The sequence below is a fragment of the Delftia sp. PX-1 genome (assembly GCF_055797465.1).
The window spans coordinates 3,263,941-3,279,459 of sequence record NZ_CP184763.1; the positions used below are offsets into that span (position 1 = coordinate 3,263,941).

The window sequence follows — 15,519 nt, forward strand, 5'->3', positions numbered from 1 at the left end:
AGCGATCACCATGCCCTGGAAGGAGTGCGCACCCATGGACGAGAAACTGCTCTTCATAGCCGACCATCTGCGCAGTGGCGTGCCGCTGAGCGAGCTGTGCAGGCGCTACGGCATCAGCCGCAAGACGGCCTACAAGTGGGTTGAGCGTTACCGCCAACTGGGCATGGATGGATTGCAAGAACGCAGTCGCAGGCCCCACGGGAACAATCAGGCGATCAGCTATGCACAGCGCCGGGCCATCATTGAGCTGCGCACGCAGCAAAGGTCACAGATGGGGCCCAAGAAGCTGCACGCTTTGCTCCTGCAGCGCTGGGGCCCACAGGAGACACCCAGCAAAACCACCATCTACAACGTGCTGAAGGCTGAGGGGCTTGTTTGCAGCAGGCGTGTACGCAGACGCTCGGTGCCTACGGCCCAGCCCTTGCGAACGAGCAAGCAGCCCAATGGGGTGTGGAGTGCAGACTACAAAGGCCAGTTCAAGACAGCCGATGGTCACTGGTGCTATCCATTGACCATCATGGACCACGCCAGCCGTTATTTGCTGGCCGTGCATGTCTACGACAGCCCCAACTACGAGGATGCCAAACGCAGCTTCGAACAGGTGTTTCGGCAATACGGACTGCCCGAGCGCATACGCAGTGACAACGGTCCGCCGTTCGCGACTACTGGCGTGGCGGGCCTGTCACGCCTGGCGATATGGTGGATAAGGCTGGGCATCAGGCCGGAGCGCATCGAGAGGGGCAAGCCACAGCAAAACGGTCGCCACGAGCGGATGCACCGCACGCTCAAGCATGCCCTGGGCAAAGAGCCTGCGGCGGACAAAGCGGCATTGCAGATGCAGCTCGATGCCTTTGTGGAGCACTACAACCAGCAGCGCCCGCATGAGGCCTTGCAGCAAAGCATGCCGGCCCAGCACTACAGCGACTCGGTCAGGCCATACCCCTCAAAGCTACCGGAGCTGGAGTATCCGAAGCATTGGGAAAGGGTTCGGGTCAGCCACAACGGCTTGATTTACTGGCGAGCGCTGCGGATCTACATAGGCTACCTGCTGGCGGGGCAGTGGATCGGGATGCAGGAGGTGGCCGCTGGCCAGTGGGATGTGTATCTGGGGCCGGTGCGACTGGGCTGCTTCAACGAAGAGGATGTGCGAGGACCCCAGAAGGACTATGTGAGCTTGAAGTGTTACCCATGTCTGTGAGCTGAGTTGTTACCCATGTCCTTGACACGTACAACCCGAATGCCCGCGACCCTCCGCTTCGCTGCGGGCAACCTGCGTCGTGGCGGTTGCGGGGTTCGCCGTGAAACTCACTTCGCGCTGCACGCTACGTTCAGACATCACGGCGAGTCAGATGACGAAGCAAGCCTGTCCTTCGGCAGGCTTGCAACCCCGCAACCGCCACGCCGCAGGCGCGGGCATACGGGTTGGGCTCCGTAGAACAGCCGGTGTTTCACGGCGCAGCCTTGTGCCCTGACTTTCCGGCTGCGCTGCGCAGGTCGGCCACCTGGGCGGCGGTCACATCGGCAGGCTGGCCGCCCAGGGCCGTGCGGGTGTAGTTGGCCAGGGCGGCGACTTCTCCATCGGTCAGCTCCTGCATGAAGCCGGGCATGCCGGGCAGGGGCGTGGGGCCCTGCTGGGTGGCCGGGTGCTTGGGCAGGCCGACGAGGATGGCCAGCACCAGGTTGCGGGCGTCGGCCTGGCGCACGGTGCTGTTGCCCTTGAGCGGGGGCATGGTGAGGCTGCGGCCCAGGCCCTCGCTGCCGTGGCAGCTGGCGCACAGCGCCATGTAGTGGCCCCGGCCCGCGTCCAGCGTGCCCGCACCGTTGCCGGCGCCATTGCCCGCGCTGTTGCCGGTGCCGGAATCCGGGGGCGCGGCGGCCGGCAGGGGCTGGGGCGCTGGCGGGTTGTCGCCCAGCAGGAAGGTGGACAGCGCCGTCATGTCCTCGGCCGTGAGGTACCGGGTGCTGTTGGCGATGACCTCGTGCATTTCATCGAAGGCGCTGCCGTGGGCCGAGAAGCCCGTCTGCAGGAACTGGGCCATGCCCTCGCGCGTCCAGCCGCGTGCGGCCAGGGCTTCGGCGGTGATGCCGGGGGCCGTGAACAGCGACAGCGTGCCGCCCTGCAGCCAGCGGTCCTTCTGCATCTGGCCGAACATGCCGCGCGGCGTGTGGCATTCGGCGCAGTGGCCCATGACATTGCCCAGGTACTGCCCGCGCAGCCAGGCTGGGCTCTGGCCCTGCGAGCCCACGGGCAGGGGCGCGCTGGACAGGAACAGCGTCTTCCAGCCGAACATCAGCACGCGAAGGTTGAAGGGGAAGGGCAGGGCGGGCTTGGTGTTGGGCTGGGCCACGGGCCGGATGTTCATCAGGTAGCCGTAGATCAGGTCCGAGTCTTCGCGGCTCATCAGGTGGTAGGAGGCATAGGGCATGGCCGGGTAGAGCTGGCGCCCGCCCGGCGCCGTGCCGCGGGTGACGGCGGCGTGGAATTCCTCGGCCGTCCAGCGGCCTATGCCGTGGTCGGGGTCGGGAGTGATGTTGGTGCCGTAGAGGGTGCCGAAGGGCGTGGGCAGGGGCTTGCCGCCCGCAAAGGGCTGGCCTTCCCGGGCGCCACCCATGCCACCCACCCCGTCATGGCAGGCCATGCAGTCGGCGGCGCGCGCCAGGTACAGGCCCTGGGCCAGCTGCTGGGGGCTGCGGTGCACGGCCTGCGGCTCGCGCTGTGGCACATGGGGCCGGTTGCCCCAGACGGCGGCAATGGCAAACAGCACGGCCAGCAGCAGGAGGATGAGCAGCAGCCCGCGCCAGCGGCGCCTGGGCCTGCGCGGTGGCGGGGGGCGGGCACCGCTGTAGTCGGCAGGTGGCGCGGCGGTGGCTGCGCTGGGGTCGGCGGCGGACATGGCGCTCATCCTTTCAAGGTCAGCCCGGGCGTGTTCAGGACCAGGTCCTTCACGGCCGCGTAGTAGCGCACATAGCCGGTGCAGCGGCACAGGTGGGGCTGCAGCGCCTCGCCCACGACCTGTTCCACATCGGCCGCGCGGATGGGCGCCTTGGCCAGGCGCTCGACCAGCACCGTGGCCGCGATGACGAAGCCCGGCGTGCAGTAGCCGCACTGGAAGCTGAAATGCTCCAGGTACTTCTGCTGCACGGGGCTGATGGCGATGACCTTGCGCGGCTGGCCCGAGGTACCCGAGGCGCCCGGGGCTGATGGGGGCGCGGTGTCCGCGCCGGCCGGGTCGGCAATGCCTTCGATGGTGCGGACCTTGCGGCCCTGGAAGTAGTGGGCGCCGGTGATGCAGGTGCGCATTTCGCGGCTGCCCTCGGGACCGTCCACGATGATGGTGCAGGCCCGGCATTCGCCGATGCCGCAGCCCAGGCGCGAGCCGGTGAGGTTCAGGTATTCGTGCAGGAAGTCGATCATGGGCATGCCTTCGGGCACGTCCATGGGGCCGACGGTCTGGCCGTTGACGGTCAGCGACAAGGGGCGCGGGACAAGGCTCATGGTGCGAGTGCCTCCCTGATCTTTTGCGGGGTCACGGGCAGGTCGTGGAAGCGCTTGCCTATGGCGTGGTGCAGTCCGTTGACGATGGCGGCGACGATGGGAATCATCACCACCTCGGCAATGCCCTTGGGTGGATCGGTGTCGGACAGCGGGGGCAGCAGCTCGGCCGTCTGCTTCCAGACCGCCACCTCGCTGCCGCGCGGCAGGTGGTAGCGGTGGAAGTTCCAGTTGCCGTCGCCGGGGCCGCCCTCGTACAGCGGCATGGTTTCGTACAGCGCATGGCCTATGCCCATGGCGATGCCGCCTTCGAGCTGGCCATGTACCAGCTCGGGCACGATGGGCCGCCCGCACTCCATGATGGAGTGGTGGGCCAGCAGCTCGACCGCGCCCGTGCCCGTGTCCACCGCCAGCTCGACCAGGGCCGCATTGGCGCTGTAGTAGGTGACGCCCGCGTTGTTGCGCTGCATGGGCGGATAGAACAGGTTGCGCCGCGCAATCATGCGGTAGCCGGCGGCGCTGCGCCGCGCGGTGACAGAGGCCTCGACGGGCGTGGCCGCCTGCGGCGTGTCGGTGGTGTCAGGGGCCGGCGTGACGGCGGAAGCATCGGGCGCGCTGCCCAGGCGCACGGCCAGCGCGTCCAGCGGCCGGCGCGCGCTGGTGCCCAGGATGTCGAAGTCCGCCTCGGCCCATTGCCAGCGGTTGAAGGTATGGCCCACGGCGCCCGTGACCAGCTGCATGGCATGGGCCTTCTGGGCCAGGGCCTGCAGGGACAGCGGCTGCATGCCGTTGGCCGTGAGCATGCCGTTGACCCAGCGCGCGTCCTCGCGGCGCACCACGTAGGGCGCCTTCTGGCCGCCGCCCGTGCCCTGGCTCCAGATGGCGACGGCGGCCGGCCACAGGCCGTGCTCGAAGACCACGCGCGCCGTCTCGCTGGTGGCGTGGCTGTAGTAGTAGGCCGAGTTGCTGGCGCTGGCCGGCGAGGCGTAGACCGGCGTCCACAGCGGCCGGGTGGCGAAGCGGTCCTGGTCGGCCTGGGGCATGGTGTAGTTGTCGCCCTCGGCCTTGAGCGGCAGCTCCGGCCAGTCCAGGCAGGCGGTCTGCAGCTCGTCGGCGGGCTTGCCGAACCATTGCACGCACAGCTGGGCCTGCGAGGTGCCCATGCCCGTGCCGATCTCGGTGCCCGAGTGGTGCAGCAGCACGCGGCCCTGGGGCGATATCTCGATGCGGGCGAAGGCCGCCTCGCCGCCCGTGCCGAAGTCCTTTTGCACGCAGGCAAAGCCCACGCCGTAGCGCTGGCCCGGGTGGCTGGCCTCGTAGGCGGTCTTGCGCTTGGCGCGCTCGGTCCACAGCGGATGGCGGCGGGCGCGCTCCAGCACCTCGTCGGCGCGCAGGGCGCCAGCGGCAATGGCGCCCTGGGTGTTCTTGGCGCCCGAGGTCAGCACGTTGCGCAGGCGCAGCTCGATGGGGTCGATCTGCAGCAGTTCGGCGATTTCGTCCACCATCATTTCGGTGGCCGCCATGCTCTGCAGCGTGCCGTAGCCGCGTGCCGAGCCCGCGTCCAGCGCGCGGCTGGCCAGGGCCACGGCGGTAATGTCGTTCTTGGGAAAGTAGTAGATGGACTGCGCCGCCGTGCCGCCCACCATGGCGACCGAGGGCGAGAAGTTGGCCCGGCCGCCGCCATTGGCCGTCATGTTGGCCACCAGGCTCTGGAAGAGGCCGGTCTTCCTGTCGATGGCCATGGTGTAGTCGATCTCGAAGGCATGGCGCTTGAGCGAGGACTGGAACTGCTCGAACCGGTCATTGGCCAGGCGCACGGGCTTGCCGTCCGCATACAGCGCGCAGACCAGGCCGTAGTAGGGCATGGGCGCGTGGTCCTTGGAGCCGTAGCCCACCGTGTAGCACGGGTGCACGAAAAGGCGCTTGAGCGGGAACCTGCTGGCCTGCACCATCTGCGCTGCCCATTCGGCCACTTCGTGCGGCGATTGCGTGGCCAGCACCATGTGCAGGCTTTGCGTGGCCGCGTCATACCAGCAGTTGGCGTTGTCGGGCTCCAGCGCGGCCGTGTCCACCGATTGCGTGGCGTAGTGGCGCTGCAGCACCAGCCAGTCGGCCGGCGGCGTGGCCAGTTCCTGGGCGATCTGCTCGGCCGCGCGCAGGCCGCGTGCCGTGACCGCGTCGGCCTTGGAGATCTGCGGCCAGACCAGCGGCTTGCGCTCGGCGGGGAACAGCGGGGCATCGCGCAGGCTGGAGAACACGTCGTCGTCAAAGGCCGTGGCGCCGCCCTGGCGCACATAGCGGAACACGCCCCAGGGTGGACGGTCCAGCGCGCCTGTGATGCGGCCGTAGCGGATGACGCCGGCCGTGGCCTGCAGCCTTTCCTTGGCAAAGCGAAAGCGCGCGAAGTCGTGGTAGATGAGGATGGCCACGGCCTGGCCCAGGTAGGCGGGGGTCTTGCCTGCGGGCAGCAGCATGTCTTCGCCATAGAACTCGGGAAAGGCCAGGCCGTCGCGCGCCAGGTCTTCGGCGGTGACCACGCGGTCGGGCGCCAGTTCGCCGTCCAGGGAAGACAGGTCCATGCCGTCGAACAGCCGGTCGGCCAGCGTGGTGCGCACGATGAAGGCATGGGATTGCTGCTGGGGCCAGTGCGGCATGTCGCGGGCGCGGATGTCGCGGGCGAAGACCTTGGCGCCCATGACCTTGGAGCGGCCATCGAGCCGCATGCGCGGCAGCTGGGTGGCCGGCTCGCGGGCCACGCTGCCCAGGACGCGGTCTTCAAAGAGGGCTGCATAGGCCTGGCTGGCCAGCGGCGCCACCCAGACGCTGACGCCTGCGATGCTGGCGGCCTGCAGAAAGCCGCGCCGCGACAAGGGAGCCGAGCCGGCCTGGCTGCCGGCGCCGGAGTGTTGTTCTGGGCGCATGGCGCTCTTCTCCTGTGGGGTTGAGCCCACTGTAGGAGGGCGCGTGCCGCGCGGCCTGTCAGCAAAGGCTGCTTCTGGCGTCAGCGCGGCGGCAGCGGCGGGTGCCTGCCATCGTCAAAAGCAGGAGCGGGCCAGGGCCGCCAGGCCGCGACGGCAGCGTGCCGGCCGCACTGTCAATCAGACGCCGCCGCAAGAAGGGCCTTGCCGCAGTGCTCCGTGGCGCCGCGCATAGCCCGGCAGGGCCAGGGCGTGTCCACATTCAGGCATAGTTGAGGGTTGTGCAGAAAGTAGTGAAGTCCTGGGCATAACCGGAGCTTCTTATTACTTTATTTTTTTATAGTTTGCGTTTTTATACGCACAACCTATATTTGCTCCCACTTCCCAACAATGCGCAGCGGCGTCCCCAGGCCGTCCTGCGCCGCGGCGTTTTTTCATGATCGAGATTCGGGATCTTTCCCTGACCTACAAGGGCCCCACCGGGCCCGTCCATGCCTTGCGGGGCATCAACCTGCAGATCGAGTCGGGCGAGGTGTTCGGCATCATCGGCCGCAGCGGCGCGGGCAAAAGCTCGCTGGTGCGCTGCCTGAACCTGCTCAACCGCCCGACCTCGGGCCAGGTGCTGGTGGGCGGCCGTGACCTGATGCAGCTCAGCGATGCCGAGCTGCGCACGGCGCGCCGCGACATCGGCATGGTGTTCCAGCATTTCAACCTGCTGTCCTCGCGCACGGTGTTCGACAACGCCGCGCTGCCGCTGGAGTTGGCGGGCATGTCGGCCGACGACATCAAGAAGCGCGTGGACCCGCTGCTGGACCTGGTGGGCCTGAGCGCGCTGCGCGACCGCTATCCGGCGCAGATCTCGGGCGGGCAAAAGCAGCGCGTGGGCATTGCGCGCGCGCTGGCCAGCCACCCCAAGGTGCTGCTGTCGGACGAAGCCACCTCGGCCCTGGACCCCGAGACCACGCGCTCCATCCTGGACCTGCTGCGCAAGGTCAACCGCGAACTGGGCCTGACCGTGGTGCTGATCACGCACCAGATGCAGGTGATCAAGCAGATCGCCGACCGCGTGGCCGTGATCGACGGCGGCGAGATTGCCGAGCTGGGCCCCGTGATCGACGTGTTCACGCGCCCGCAGCAGGCCATCACGCGCAGCCTGATCGACGAGATCGTTCCCCAGCAACTGCCCGAGTCGGTGGCCGTGCGCGTGAACGCGCTGGCCGCCCAGCTGGCGCCCGGCCAGCAAGGCCGGCTGCTGCGCCTGTCGTATGCGGGCGAGAGCGCCTACCAGCCCATCCTGTCGCACCTGATCCGCGAGCTGGGGCTGGACCTGTCCATCCTGCATGGCCAGATCGACGAGATCCAGGAGCAGACCTTCGGCTCGCTGGCCGTCTTCGCCAGCGGCGATGCGGCAAAGATCGATGCCGCCGTGGACCATCTGCGCGCCACCGGCGTGCAGGTGCAGATCGTTTCCACCAGGGATTGAGCGATGTTTGAGAATTTTTCGGAAATGATGCTGGAGCTGTTCGTCAGCTCGCTGTGGGAGACCATCATCATGGTCGGCGTCTCGGGCCTGGTGGGCGGCCTGATCGGCATTCCCCTGGGTGTGTTCCTGCGCCTGACCGACCACGGCGGCGTGCTGCAGAACGGCCCGGCCAACAAGATCGTGGGCTGGATCGTCAATGCCCTGCGCTCCACCCCCTTCATCATCCTTTTGGTCGCCATCATCCCGCTGACACGTCTGATCACGGGCTCGTCCATCGGCACCTGGGCGGCCGTGGTGCCGCTGACCATTGCGGCAGCGCCTTTCGTGGCGCGCCTGGTGGAGACCGCGCTGCGCGAGGTGGACAACGGCCTGGTGGAAGCGGCCCAGTCCATGGGCGCCACCACGGGCCAGATCGTCTGGAAGATCCTGCTGCCCGAGGCGCTGCCCGGCATCGTGGCGGGCCTGACCATCAGCTTCGTGAGCCTGACCGGCTACTCGGCCATGGCCGGCGCCATTGGCGGCGGCGGCCTGGGCGACCTGGGCATCCGCTACGGCTACCAGCGCTTTTTGCCCGATGTGATGCTGGCCGTGGTCATCATCCTGATCTTCTTCGTGCAGGCCATCCAGAGCCTGGGCGACTGGGCGGTGCGCAGGTTGAGCCACCGCTGATCCACACACCCCGGCGGCCGGGGCAGCCGGGGCGGCAAGCTGCCGCGAGATTGTCTGAAAGAGGGATTCCATGAAAAAGCGCGCATTGCTTCAATCGCTGGCCCTGGCTGCCGTCCTGCCCCTGGCGGGAATGGCCGCGCTGCCGGCCCATGCGGCCGACGGCTCGGTCACCATCGGCGTGACCTCGGGCCCGCATGCCCAGATTGCTGAGGTGGCCAGGAAGGTGGCCGAGAAGAACGGCCTGAAGGTGAAGCTGGTCGAGTTCGGCGACTTCATCCAGCCCAATGCGGCCCTGTCGCAGGGTGAGCTGGATGCCAACATCTACCAGCACCAGCCCTTCATGGACGCCCAGAACAAGGACCGGGGCTACAAGCTCGTGCCCGTGGCCCGTGCGGTCAACCAGCAGATGGGCGTGTACTCCAAGAAGATCAAAAGCCTGGCCGACCTCAAGAGCGGTGCGCGCGTGGGCATCCCCAACGACCCCACCAACGGCTCGCGCGCACTGATGGTGCTGGCCGCGCAAAAGCTGATCGAACTGAAGACCGGCGCGGGCGCGCGTGCCTCGGTGCTGGACATCACGGCCAATCCGAAGAAGCTGCGCTTCGTCGAGCTGGAGGCCGCCCAGCTGGCGCGCTCGCTGGACGATCTGGACGCCGCCGCCGTCAACAGCAGCTATGCCGTGGCCGCAGGCCTGTCGCCGCAAAAGGACTCGCTGGCGCTGGAAGCCACGGACACGCCGTACGTGACCGTGCTGATCGCCACGCGCGCCGGCCATGAAAAGGACGCGGGCCTGCAGGCCTTCGTCAAGGCCTACCAATCGCCCGAGGTGCGCCAGTTCATCGACACGCAGTTCAAGGGCGCCTACACGGCGGCCTGGTAAGACCATGGGCGCCCTCGCATCCCACCGGGTTTCCGACGCGGACTTCGTGGCCGCCATCGGCGTGCAATGGCAGCACCGCCCGCTGGCGCCCGAGCCCGGCCTGGCCGCGCTGCTGGCGCAGGCCCAGCTGGATGACGGCGGCAAGGCCACCGTGGTCCAGGCCGTGGGCATGCTGGTGGTCGACGAATGCGTGGCCCATGGCTACCACAGCATGGACCTGGTCGTGCTGCACCCAGGCACCCCGGGCCTGGACGAGGCGCTGGAGCGCTTCGACAAGCCCCACACCCATGCCGATGACGAGGTGCGCTACATCCTCGAAGGCGAAGGCCTGTTCGGCTTTTTTGATGCCCACGGCCAAGAGCGCGTGCTGCGCGTGCAGCCCGGCGACTACCTGCGCATACCGGCGGGCGTGGAGCACCGCTTCACGCTGACCGCCACGCGGCGCATCAAGGCGCTGCGCCTGTTCGCCGATACGGCGGGCTGGGTGGCGCAATATACCCAGCGGCCCGCCGCTGCCATGGAGGTGCCTGCATGAGCCTGCCTGTCCCGACACTGTTCCAGACACTTGACGAGGCGCTGTTCACGCGCGCCCAGGACCTGCTGGACGAGGAATGGCTGGCCAAGGATGCCGACCTCGCCCCCGTGCTGCCCGTGGTGCTGGCGCGCGGCGTGGGCCAGGACTGGCACAAGGCCGGCACCTTCCGCCACCACCTGGCGGGCGTGGCGCGTTCGCTGGCGCTGTGGCGCCAGCCGCGCGACGTGCGCCTGCTGGGCCTGCTGCACAGCGTCTACGGCAACGCCTTCGTGGACCTGGTCAAGTTCGACGCGGGCAGCGAGCGCGGCCGCCTGCGCGAGCTGGTGGGCGAGGGCGCCGAGCACCTGGTCTACCTGTTCTGCACCATGAGCCGCACGCAGTTCATGCAGAAGATCCTGGCCGGCGACCTGGCCGAAGACGGCTCCATGGCGCTGGAATCCGCCGGCCGCAGCCAGCGCCTGAGCGCCTATGAGGTGGCGGCCTTCACCATCGTGAGCATGGCCGATGCCATGGAGCAGTGGTTCAGCTGGCAGGAAGACATCTACTCGCAGTTTCCGCAGGTGCAGAACCAGCGGCAGCAGGGCGTGCACTGGGCGGCCTCGCTGTGGCCCGGTCCCATGCGGCCTGCCAGCCGCATGCTCAGCCAGATCAGCGACCTGGGCCGTGCGCTGCAGCACCCGGCGCTGCGCGCCCAGCTGCCGCTGCCGCCGGTGTTCGACCATTGCAGCCGGCAGCTGTCGCCCGGCGACGAGGCCGCTGCCGTGTCGCTGTACTGGTCGGTGATCCAGCTGGACCAGCCGCTGGTGGACCTGGACGCCGCCACGGCCGTGCTGGAAAGCGCCGTGCGCCTGAACCCCTGGGTGGGCGAGCCGCAGATGGTACTGGCCCAGCTCTACCTGTCTGCCGGCCGCGCCGACGACGCCGCGCGCGCAGCCACCAGCGCGCTGCAGTGCTTCAGCGGCTGGGGCAATGCCTGGGACAAGCGCGTGCAGTGGGACGCCTGGATCGCCTGGACGCGCATCCTGCTGCAGTCGGCGCAGCAGGGAAGCTGGCCTGAACGGCTGGACAAGCTCAACAACCTGGCCCTGAAGGGCTGAGATGCAAAAAAGCCTGGCGCGAGAGCCAGGCTTTTTCGTTGTGGGAGCGCGCCCGTGCCTTATTTGGCCGGCGCCGTTCCGGCCTTGGCGGCCGGCGCAGCGCTGGCGGGCACGGCGCCATCCTCGATCGCCTCGGGGTGCATGGGCCGGCGTGCATAGCGCTGGGCCAGCACGGCGCAGACCATGAGCTGCAGCTGGTGGAAGATCATCAGCGGCAGCACGATGGCGCCCACGGCGCTGGACTCGAACAGCACCTTGGCCATGGGCACGCCGCTGACCAGGCTCTTCTTGGAGCCGCAGAACACCAGGGTGATCTCGTCCTCCTTGGAAAAGCCCAGGCGGCGCGCCGTCCATGACGTGATGACCAGCACCAGGGCCAGCAGGATGGACGACAGCAGCAGCAGGCCCAGCAGCGCAGGCAGGGGCGTCTGCTGCCACAGGCCGCTGATGACGGCGGCGCTGAAGGCCGTGTACACCACCAGCAGGATGGAGCCCTGGTCCACGAACTTCACGCGCTTGGCATGGCGCGAGATGAAGCCGCCGATCACGGGCCGCAGCAGATGGCCCAGCACAAAGGGCAGCAGCAGCTGCAGCGCGATCTTGCCGATGGCCTGCAGCGCGTCGCCCCCTTCGGCGCTCTTGTGCAGCAGCATGCTGACCAGGATGGGCGTGATCACGATGCCCATCAGCGTGGAGGCCGATGCGCTGCACACGGCAGCGGGCATGTTGCCGCGCGCCATGGCCGTGAAGGCGATGGCCGACTGCACCGTGGCCGGCAGCGTGCACAGGAAGAGCACGCCCATGTACATCTCGGGCGTGACCAGGGGCTCCAGCACGGGGCGCAGCGCCCAACCCAGCAGGGGAAAGAGCACGAAGGTGGCCGCGAAGATGGTCAGGTGCAGGCGCCAGTGGCCTATGCCGGCAAAGATGGCCTCGCGCGAGAGCTTGGCGCCGTGCAGGAAGAACAGCAGGCTGACCATGAGCGTGGTCGCCACCTCCAGCCATTGCGAGACGGTGCCCGAGGCGGGCAGGAAGCTGGCCAGTGCCACGGTGGACAGCAGCATCAGCGTGAAATTGTCAGGGGCGAAGCGGGGGCGTGCCATGGGAAAACTCTCTCCAACTAACTATCGGTTCGTGCAGCCAGGCTGCAAGGCCCCGATTGGACGCCACGGCCATTGAAAAGAGAAATGGATTTATCTGATGGTTTTATAATTTTTCCGTATGAATATCAGCCTGCGCCAGCTGCGCGCCTTCCTGGCCGTGGCGGAAAGCCGCAACTTCAGCCGCGCCGGCGAGCTGATGGCGCTGACCCAGCCCGCCGTCAGCCGCAATGTCACCGAGCTGGAACAGGCCCTGGGCGTGCAGCTTTTGCACCGTACCACGCGCGAGGTGGAGCTGACCGACGCCGGCCGCCTGCTGCAGGGCCATGCCACGCGCGTGCTGGACGCGCTGGATGAATGCCTGCTCGAAGTCAGCGGCTTGGCCACCCAGCGCCTGGGCAAGGTGCGCGTGGCCAGCAGTCCCACGCTGTCGGCCCACCTGATGCCGCGCTGCATTGCGCGCTGCCGCGAGCAGGCGCCGGGCATCGAACTGCTGCTGCTGGACCGCATCCAGAGCGATGTGCTGCAAAGCGTGCGCAGCGGCGAGGTGGACTTCGGCGTGGTCATCGACCCGCAGGGCCGCGACGACCTGCACTGCGAAACCATACTCAGCGAGCCCTTTTGCCTGGTCTGCCCGGCCACGCACCGGCTGGCCCGCAAGCGCCAGGTGGCCTGGAGCGACCTGGCCGGCCAGCCGCTGGTACTGCTGGACCACGCCTCGGGCAGCCGCCGCCTGATCGACGCCGCGCTGCAGGCCCACGACGCCGAGGCCGCCGTCGTGCAGGAAGTCGGCCACACCACCACCATCTTCTGCATGCTCCAGGCGGGCCTGGGCCTGAGCGTGGTGCCGGAACTGGCCGTGCCGCAGGAATGGCGAACTCCCGCGAGTGGCGCCACCCCCGACGCCCTTGCCAGCCGCCCCCTGCTGCCGCGCGTGCAGCGCGACATCATGCTGGTGCGCCGCCGCCAGCGCGAACTGTCGCCCGTGGCGCAAAGCGTGTGGGATTTGATCAGGGTGGAGGCGGGGCAGCTGTGAGGCTCGCGTTGCAGGCTGCCGCATACGGCCGTATCGCCTCGCGCACGCGGTCCAGCACCAGCGCGTGGGGCGAGGGTGCCAGCCGCCCGGCGCGCACGGCCTGGTATTGGGCGGGGAGGAACTGGCTGAGCATGTTCTCGGGCAGGGTGCAGGCGGACAGGTTGTCCAGCAGCCGCGCCACGGCGGCGTTCACCGTGGGGTCGGCCCAGTAGTAGCGGATACGGTCGCTGTAGCTGTAGATGCGCAGCAGCCTTTGCGCGCCGGGATCGGGCTGCTCGCCGCGGTAGTAGCGCTCCCAGCTGGCCGGGCGGCCCAGCATGGCGGACTCCAGCACGGCGGGCAGGTGGGAGCGCTGGGGTGCGTCCACAAGCTGCTCCTCGATGGCGGCCAGCGCGAACAGCGCCTCGCGCAGCGCAAAAGTGGCGCCGGGCCCGACCTTGAGGATGGCAAAGCCGTCCTGCACCAGCTGGCGCAGGGCCTCGGGCCGCTGGTAGTCGGTGGAGTGGGCCTCGAAGACCAGTTGCGGATGCTGGCGCAGCAACTGCCGGAGGTCGGCTGCCCCGGCTGGCGCGTAGTCCACCACGCGCGTGTGATCGAACTCCACGCCCGGCTGCACCACCAGCGCGATGATGCGCGGCCAGACAGCGTCCAGCCCCTGCTGCGCGAAGACGTCGCGGTGCACCTGCAGCGTGCGCTGGGCGTCGGCGCGCGCGGTGACTTCCACATGCTCCAGCGCATGCGCGGCGCCACCGGGCACGGGGACTTCGGTGCCGATCACGTAGGCCGGGCCGGGCGCGGGGCAGGTGCTGGCCTGCTCGGCCGCCTGGCAGAGCAGGGCGGCGCGGCGGGCCACGGTGGCGTCGTCCAGTGCCTGGGGGTCGCCCGCGCAGGCCATGCTGGCGTCCAGGTGCAGCTTCACGAAGCCGGCCGCCGCATAGGCGTGTACCAGGTCCTGCGCCAGGTCCATGGCCTCGGCGGCAGGCAGGTGTGTCCACGCCGTGGGGCCCAGGTGGTCGCCGCCCAGCAGCACGCGGTCCTGCGGCAGGCCGCAGCGGTCGGCAATGGCCAGCACGAAACGGCGAAAGTCGGCGGGCTGCATGCCGGTGTAGCCGCCGAACTGGTTGACCTGGTTGGCGGTGGCTTCCACGAGCAGCGGCGTGCCGTCGTCCAGCGCCTGGTGCATGGCGGCCTCGATGACCAGGGGATGGGCCGAGCAGATGGAGTAGATGCCGAGTGCGCCGTTCGCGCCGCCAGCGGCTGCTGGCGCCTGCCCGCAGCGTGACTGTGCCAGACGGGTGAGGTGGGTGAGCATGGTTTCAGCCCTCCATCACCGCATGCCGCAGGTGCTGCGGCTGTTGTGCCAGCAGCGCGTCGAGCCCGGCAAAGCCGGAGGTCCCCTCCATCGGCCCCTTGCTGGAGACGGCGAGCGCGCCGGCCGCATTGGCGTAGCGCAGCGATTGCAGCGCGGTCTTGCCCAGGCGCCGGCAGGCGATGAAGGTGGCACCGAAGCAGTCGCCCGCGCCCGTGGGGTCGGCCACGTCCACGGGGAGGGCGTCGAGGTCGATGCGCTCGTCGGCACTGAAGTAGCTGCAGCCGTCGGCGCCGCGCTTGACCACGATTTCGCGCACGCCGCGCGCAAAGATCTCGGCGATGGCGCCGGCCTCGTCTGCCGAGCGGGCCAGCTGGGTGACCTCGTGGCCGCTGGGCAGGAAGATGTCGGTGAACTCCAGGATGTAGGCCAGGGCTTCGCGCATTTCGGGAATGCGCAGCATCTCCTTGCGCACGTTCGGGTCGAAGGACACGGTGCCGCCCTGGGCCTTGACGATTTCGATGGCCTTCTTCATGGCATCGATGATGCGAAACGAGAACAGCGACGAGCCCATGACGTGGAAATGCGCGCAGTCCTTGAGCACGGCCTGGTTGACCTGCTCGGGCTGCAGCTGGGCCGAGGCGCTGTTGGTGATGTTGAAGATGAAGTCGCGCTCGCCGCTGTCGCGGTAGGTGACGAAGGCGCTGCCCGTGACGGCGTTCTGGCACACGGCGATGGCGCTGGTGTCCACGCCGTCGCGGCGCAGCCGGTCGATGTTGAGCCAGCCAAAATCATCATCGCCCACGCAGCCGATGATGGCAGCCGGATGCCCCAGCCGGGCGACCTGGTCGATGAAGATGGCGGGCGCCCCGCTGGCATAGGGCCCGGCCAGCGGCCCCGGCGCGCGAAAGCTCTGGCCTTTTCGGCCGGCCATGATTTCGACGAGGATCTCGCCCATGGTCATGATGGATTGCATGCTCTCCCTCCCTTTGGAAGCAA

The 15,519-nt window shown here is 68.5% G+C and carries 13 protein-coding genes; 7 read left to right on the forward strand and 6 right to left on the reverse strand.

The annotated features are described in order from the left end of the window. The first annotated feature begins 10 nt into the window (after nucleotides 1–10). The gene (locus tag ACN20X_RS15090) at nucleotides 11–1,198 is read left to right on the forward strand and encodes an IS481 family transposase (protein WP_070080668.1); all 1,188 of its coding nucleotides are present in this window, start codon (nucleotides 11–13) and stop codon (nucleotides 1,196–1,198) included. A gap of 250 nt (nucleotides 1,199–1,448) precedes the next feature. On the opposite strand, the gene ACN20X_RS15095 is transcribed toward ACN20X_RS15090, so the two are convergent. The 3 genes from ACN20X_RS15095 to ACN20X_RS15105 are packed head-to-tail and all read right to left on the reverse strand — an operon-like array spanning nucleotide 1,449 to nucleotide 6,414. After that, nucleotides 1,449–2,894 carry a c-type cytochrome gene (locus ACN20X_RS15095; protein WP_473209539.1) on the reverse strand — a complete coding sequence of 482 codons (1,446 nt, stop codon included), beginning with the start codon at nucleotides 2,892–2,894 and terminating at the stop codon, nucleotides 1,449–1,451. 5 nt (nucleotides 2,895–2,899) lie between these two features. Continuing rightward, entirely contained in the window at nucleotides 2,900–3,496 is a 597-nt protein-coding gene (locus ACN20X_RS15100) for a (2Fe-2S)-binding protein (protein WP_046988347.1), read from the reverse strand. Next, entirely contained in the window at nucleotides 3,493–6,414 is a 2,922-nt protein-coding gene (locus ACN20X_RS15105; protein ID WP_473209540.1) for a xanthine dehydrogenase family protein molybdopterin-binding subunit, read from the reverse strand. The genes ACN20X_RS15100 and ACN20X_RS15105 overlap by 4 nt, the downstream gene beginning before the upstream one ends. Nucleotides 6,415–6,847: 433 nt before the next feature. On the opposite strand from ACN20X_RS15105, the gene ACN20X_RS15110 reads away from it, so the two are divergent. From ACN20X_RS15110 to ACN20X_RS15130, 5 genes are all read left to right on the forward strand, one after another. Next, entirely contained in the window at nucleotides 6,848–7,894 is a 1,047-nt protein-coding gene (locus tag ACN20X_RS15110) for a methionine ABC transporter ATP-binding protein (protein WP_016448088.1), read from the forward strand. Nucleotides 7,895–7,897: 3 nt separating this feature from the next. Continuing rightward, nucleotides 7,898–8,563, forward strand: a complete 666-nt coding sequence (locus ACN20X_RS15115; RefSeq protein WP_012205011.1) for a methionine ABC transporter permease — start codon at nucleotides 7,898–7,900, stop codon at nucleotides 8,561–8,563. Between the two features lie 70 nt (nucleotides 8,564–8,633). After that, nucleotides 8,634–9,443 (forward strand): MetQ/NlpA family ABC transporter substrate-binding protein, encoded by an 810-nt coding sequence (locus ACN20X_RS15120; RefSeq protein ID WP_012205012.1) that lies wholly within the window; start codon nucleotides 8,634–8,636, stop codon nucleotides 9,441–9,443. A 4-nt stretch (nucleotides 9,444–9,447) separates the two neighbouring features. Further along, nucleotides 9,448–9,978, forward strand: coding sequence for a cupin domain-containing protein (locus ACN20X_RS15125; protein WP_016448087.1), 531 nt, complete (start codon nucleotides 9,448–9,450; stop codon nucleotides 9,976–9,978). Then, nucleotides 9,975–11,075, forward strand: coding sequence for a DUF6817 domain-containing protein (locus tag ACN20X_RS15130; RefSeq protein ID WP_099733951.1), 1,101 nt, complete (start codon nucleotides 9,975–9,977; stop codon nucleotides 11,073–11,075). Before ACN20X_RS15125 ends, ACN20X_RS15130 begins: the two co-directional genes overlap by 4 nt. Before the next feature lie 59 nt (nucleotides 11,076–11,134). Here ACN20X_RS15130 and ACN20X_RS15135 read toward each other — a convergent pair whose 3' ends face one another. Continuing rightward, nucleotides 11,135–12,178, reverse strand: a complete 1,044-nt coding sequence (locus ACN20X_RS15135; protein ID WP_017404669.1) for a bile acid:sodium symporter family protein — start codon at nucleotides 12,176–12,178, stop codon at nucleotides 11,135–11,137. Between the two features lie 118 nt (nucleotides 12,179–12,296). On the opposite strand from ACN20X_RS15135, the gene ACN20X_RS15140 reads away from it, so the two are divergent. Further along, complete coding sequence (locus ACN20X_RS15140; RefSeq protein ID WP_473209541.1) at nucleotides 12,297–13,211, forward strand: LysR family transcriptional regulator; 915 nt, start codon at nucleotides 12,297–12,299, stop codon at nucleotides 13,209–13,211. Here the strand turns inward: ACN20X_RS15140 and ACN20X_RS15145 are convergent. Next, nucleotides 13,186–14,523, reverse strand: a complete 1,338-nt coding sequence (locus ACN20X_RS15145) for a D-tagatose-bisphosphate aldolase, class II, non-catalytic subunit (protein WP_016454652.1) — start codon at nucleotides 14,521–14,523, stop codon at nucleotides 13,186–13,188. The two genes, ACN20X_RS15140 and ACN20X_RS15145, sit on opposite strands and share 26 nt — an antisense overlap. Before the next feature lie 4 nt (nucleotides 14,524–14,527). Continuing rightward, nucleotides 14,528–15,496: a tagatose kinase gene (locus ACN20X_RS15150; protein ID WP_016454651.1), complete on the reverse strand. Its 969-nt coding sequence runs from the start codon at nucleotides 15,494–15,496 to the stop codon at nucleotides 14,528–14,530. Between the last annotated feature and the right edge of the window lie 23 nt (nucleotides 15,497–15,519).

Coding starts and splice junctions, on each gene's coding strand:
- ACN20X_RS15145 (WP_016454652.1), bottom strand. CDS start 14,523: ATGCTCACCCACCTCACCCGTCTGGCACAGTCACGCTGCGGGCAGGCG.
- ACN20X_RS15125 (WP_016448087.1), top strand. CDS start 9,448: ATGGGCGCCCTCGCATCCCACCGGGTTTCCGACGCGGACTTCGTGGCC.
- ACN20X_RS15150 (WP_016454651.1), bottom strand. CDS start 15,496: ATGCAATCCATCATGACCATGGGCGAGATCCTCGTCGAAATCATGGCC.
- ACN20X_RS15115 (WP_012205011.1), top strand. CDS start 7,898: ATGTTTGAGAATTTTTCGGAAATGATGCTGGAGCTGTTCGTCAGCTCG.
- ACN20X_RS15095 (WP_473209539.1), bottom strand. CDS start 2,894: ATGTCCGCCGCCGACCCCAGCGCAGCCACCGCCGCGCCACCTGCCGAC.
- ACN20X_RS15140 (WP_473209541.1), top strand. CDS start 12,297: ATGAATATCAGCCTGCGCCAGCTGCGCGCCTTCCTGGCCGTGGCGGAA.
- ACN20X_RS15100 (WP_046988347.1), bottom strand. CDS start 3,496: ATGAGCCTTGTCCCGCGCCCCTTGTCGCTGACCGTCAACGGCCAGACC.
- ACN20X_RS15135 (WP_017404669.1), bottom strand. CDS start 12,178: ATGGCACGCCCCCGCTTCGCCCCTGACAATTTCACGCTGATGCTGCTG.
- ACN20X_RS15110 (WP_016448088.1), top strand. CDS start 6,848: ATGATCGAGATTCGGGATCTTTCCCTGACCTACAAGGGCCCCACCGGG.
- ACN20X_RS15090 (WP_070080668.1), top strand. CDS start 11: ATGCCCTGGAAGGAGTGCGCACCCATGGACGAGAAACTGCTCTTCATA.
- ACN20X_RS15120 (WP_012205012.1), top strand. CDS start 8,634: ATGAAAAAGCGCGCATTGCTTCAATCGCTGGCCCTGGCTGCCGTCCTG.
- ACN20X_RS15130 (WP_099733951.1), top strand. CDS start 9,975: ATGAGCCTGCCTGTCCCGACACTGTTCCAGACACTTGACGAGGCGCTG.
- ACN20X_RS15105 (WP_473209540.1), bottom strand. CDS start 6,414: ATGCGCCCAGAACAACACTCCGGCGCCGGCAGCCAGGCCGGCTCGGCT.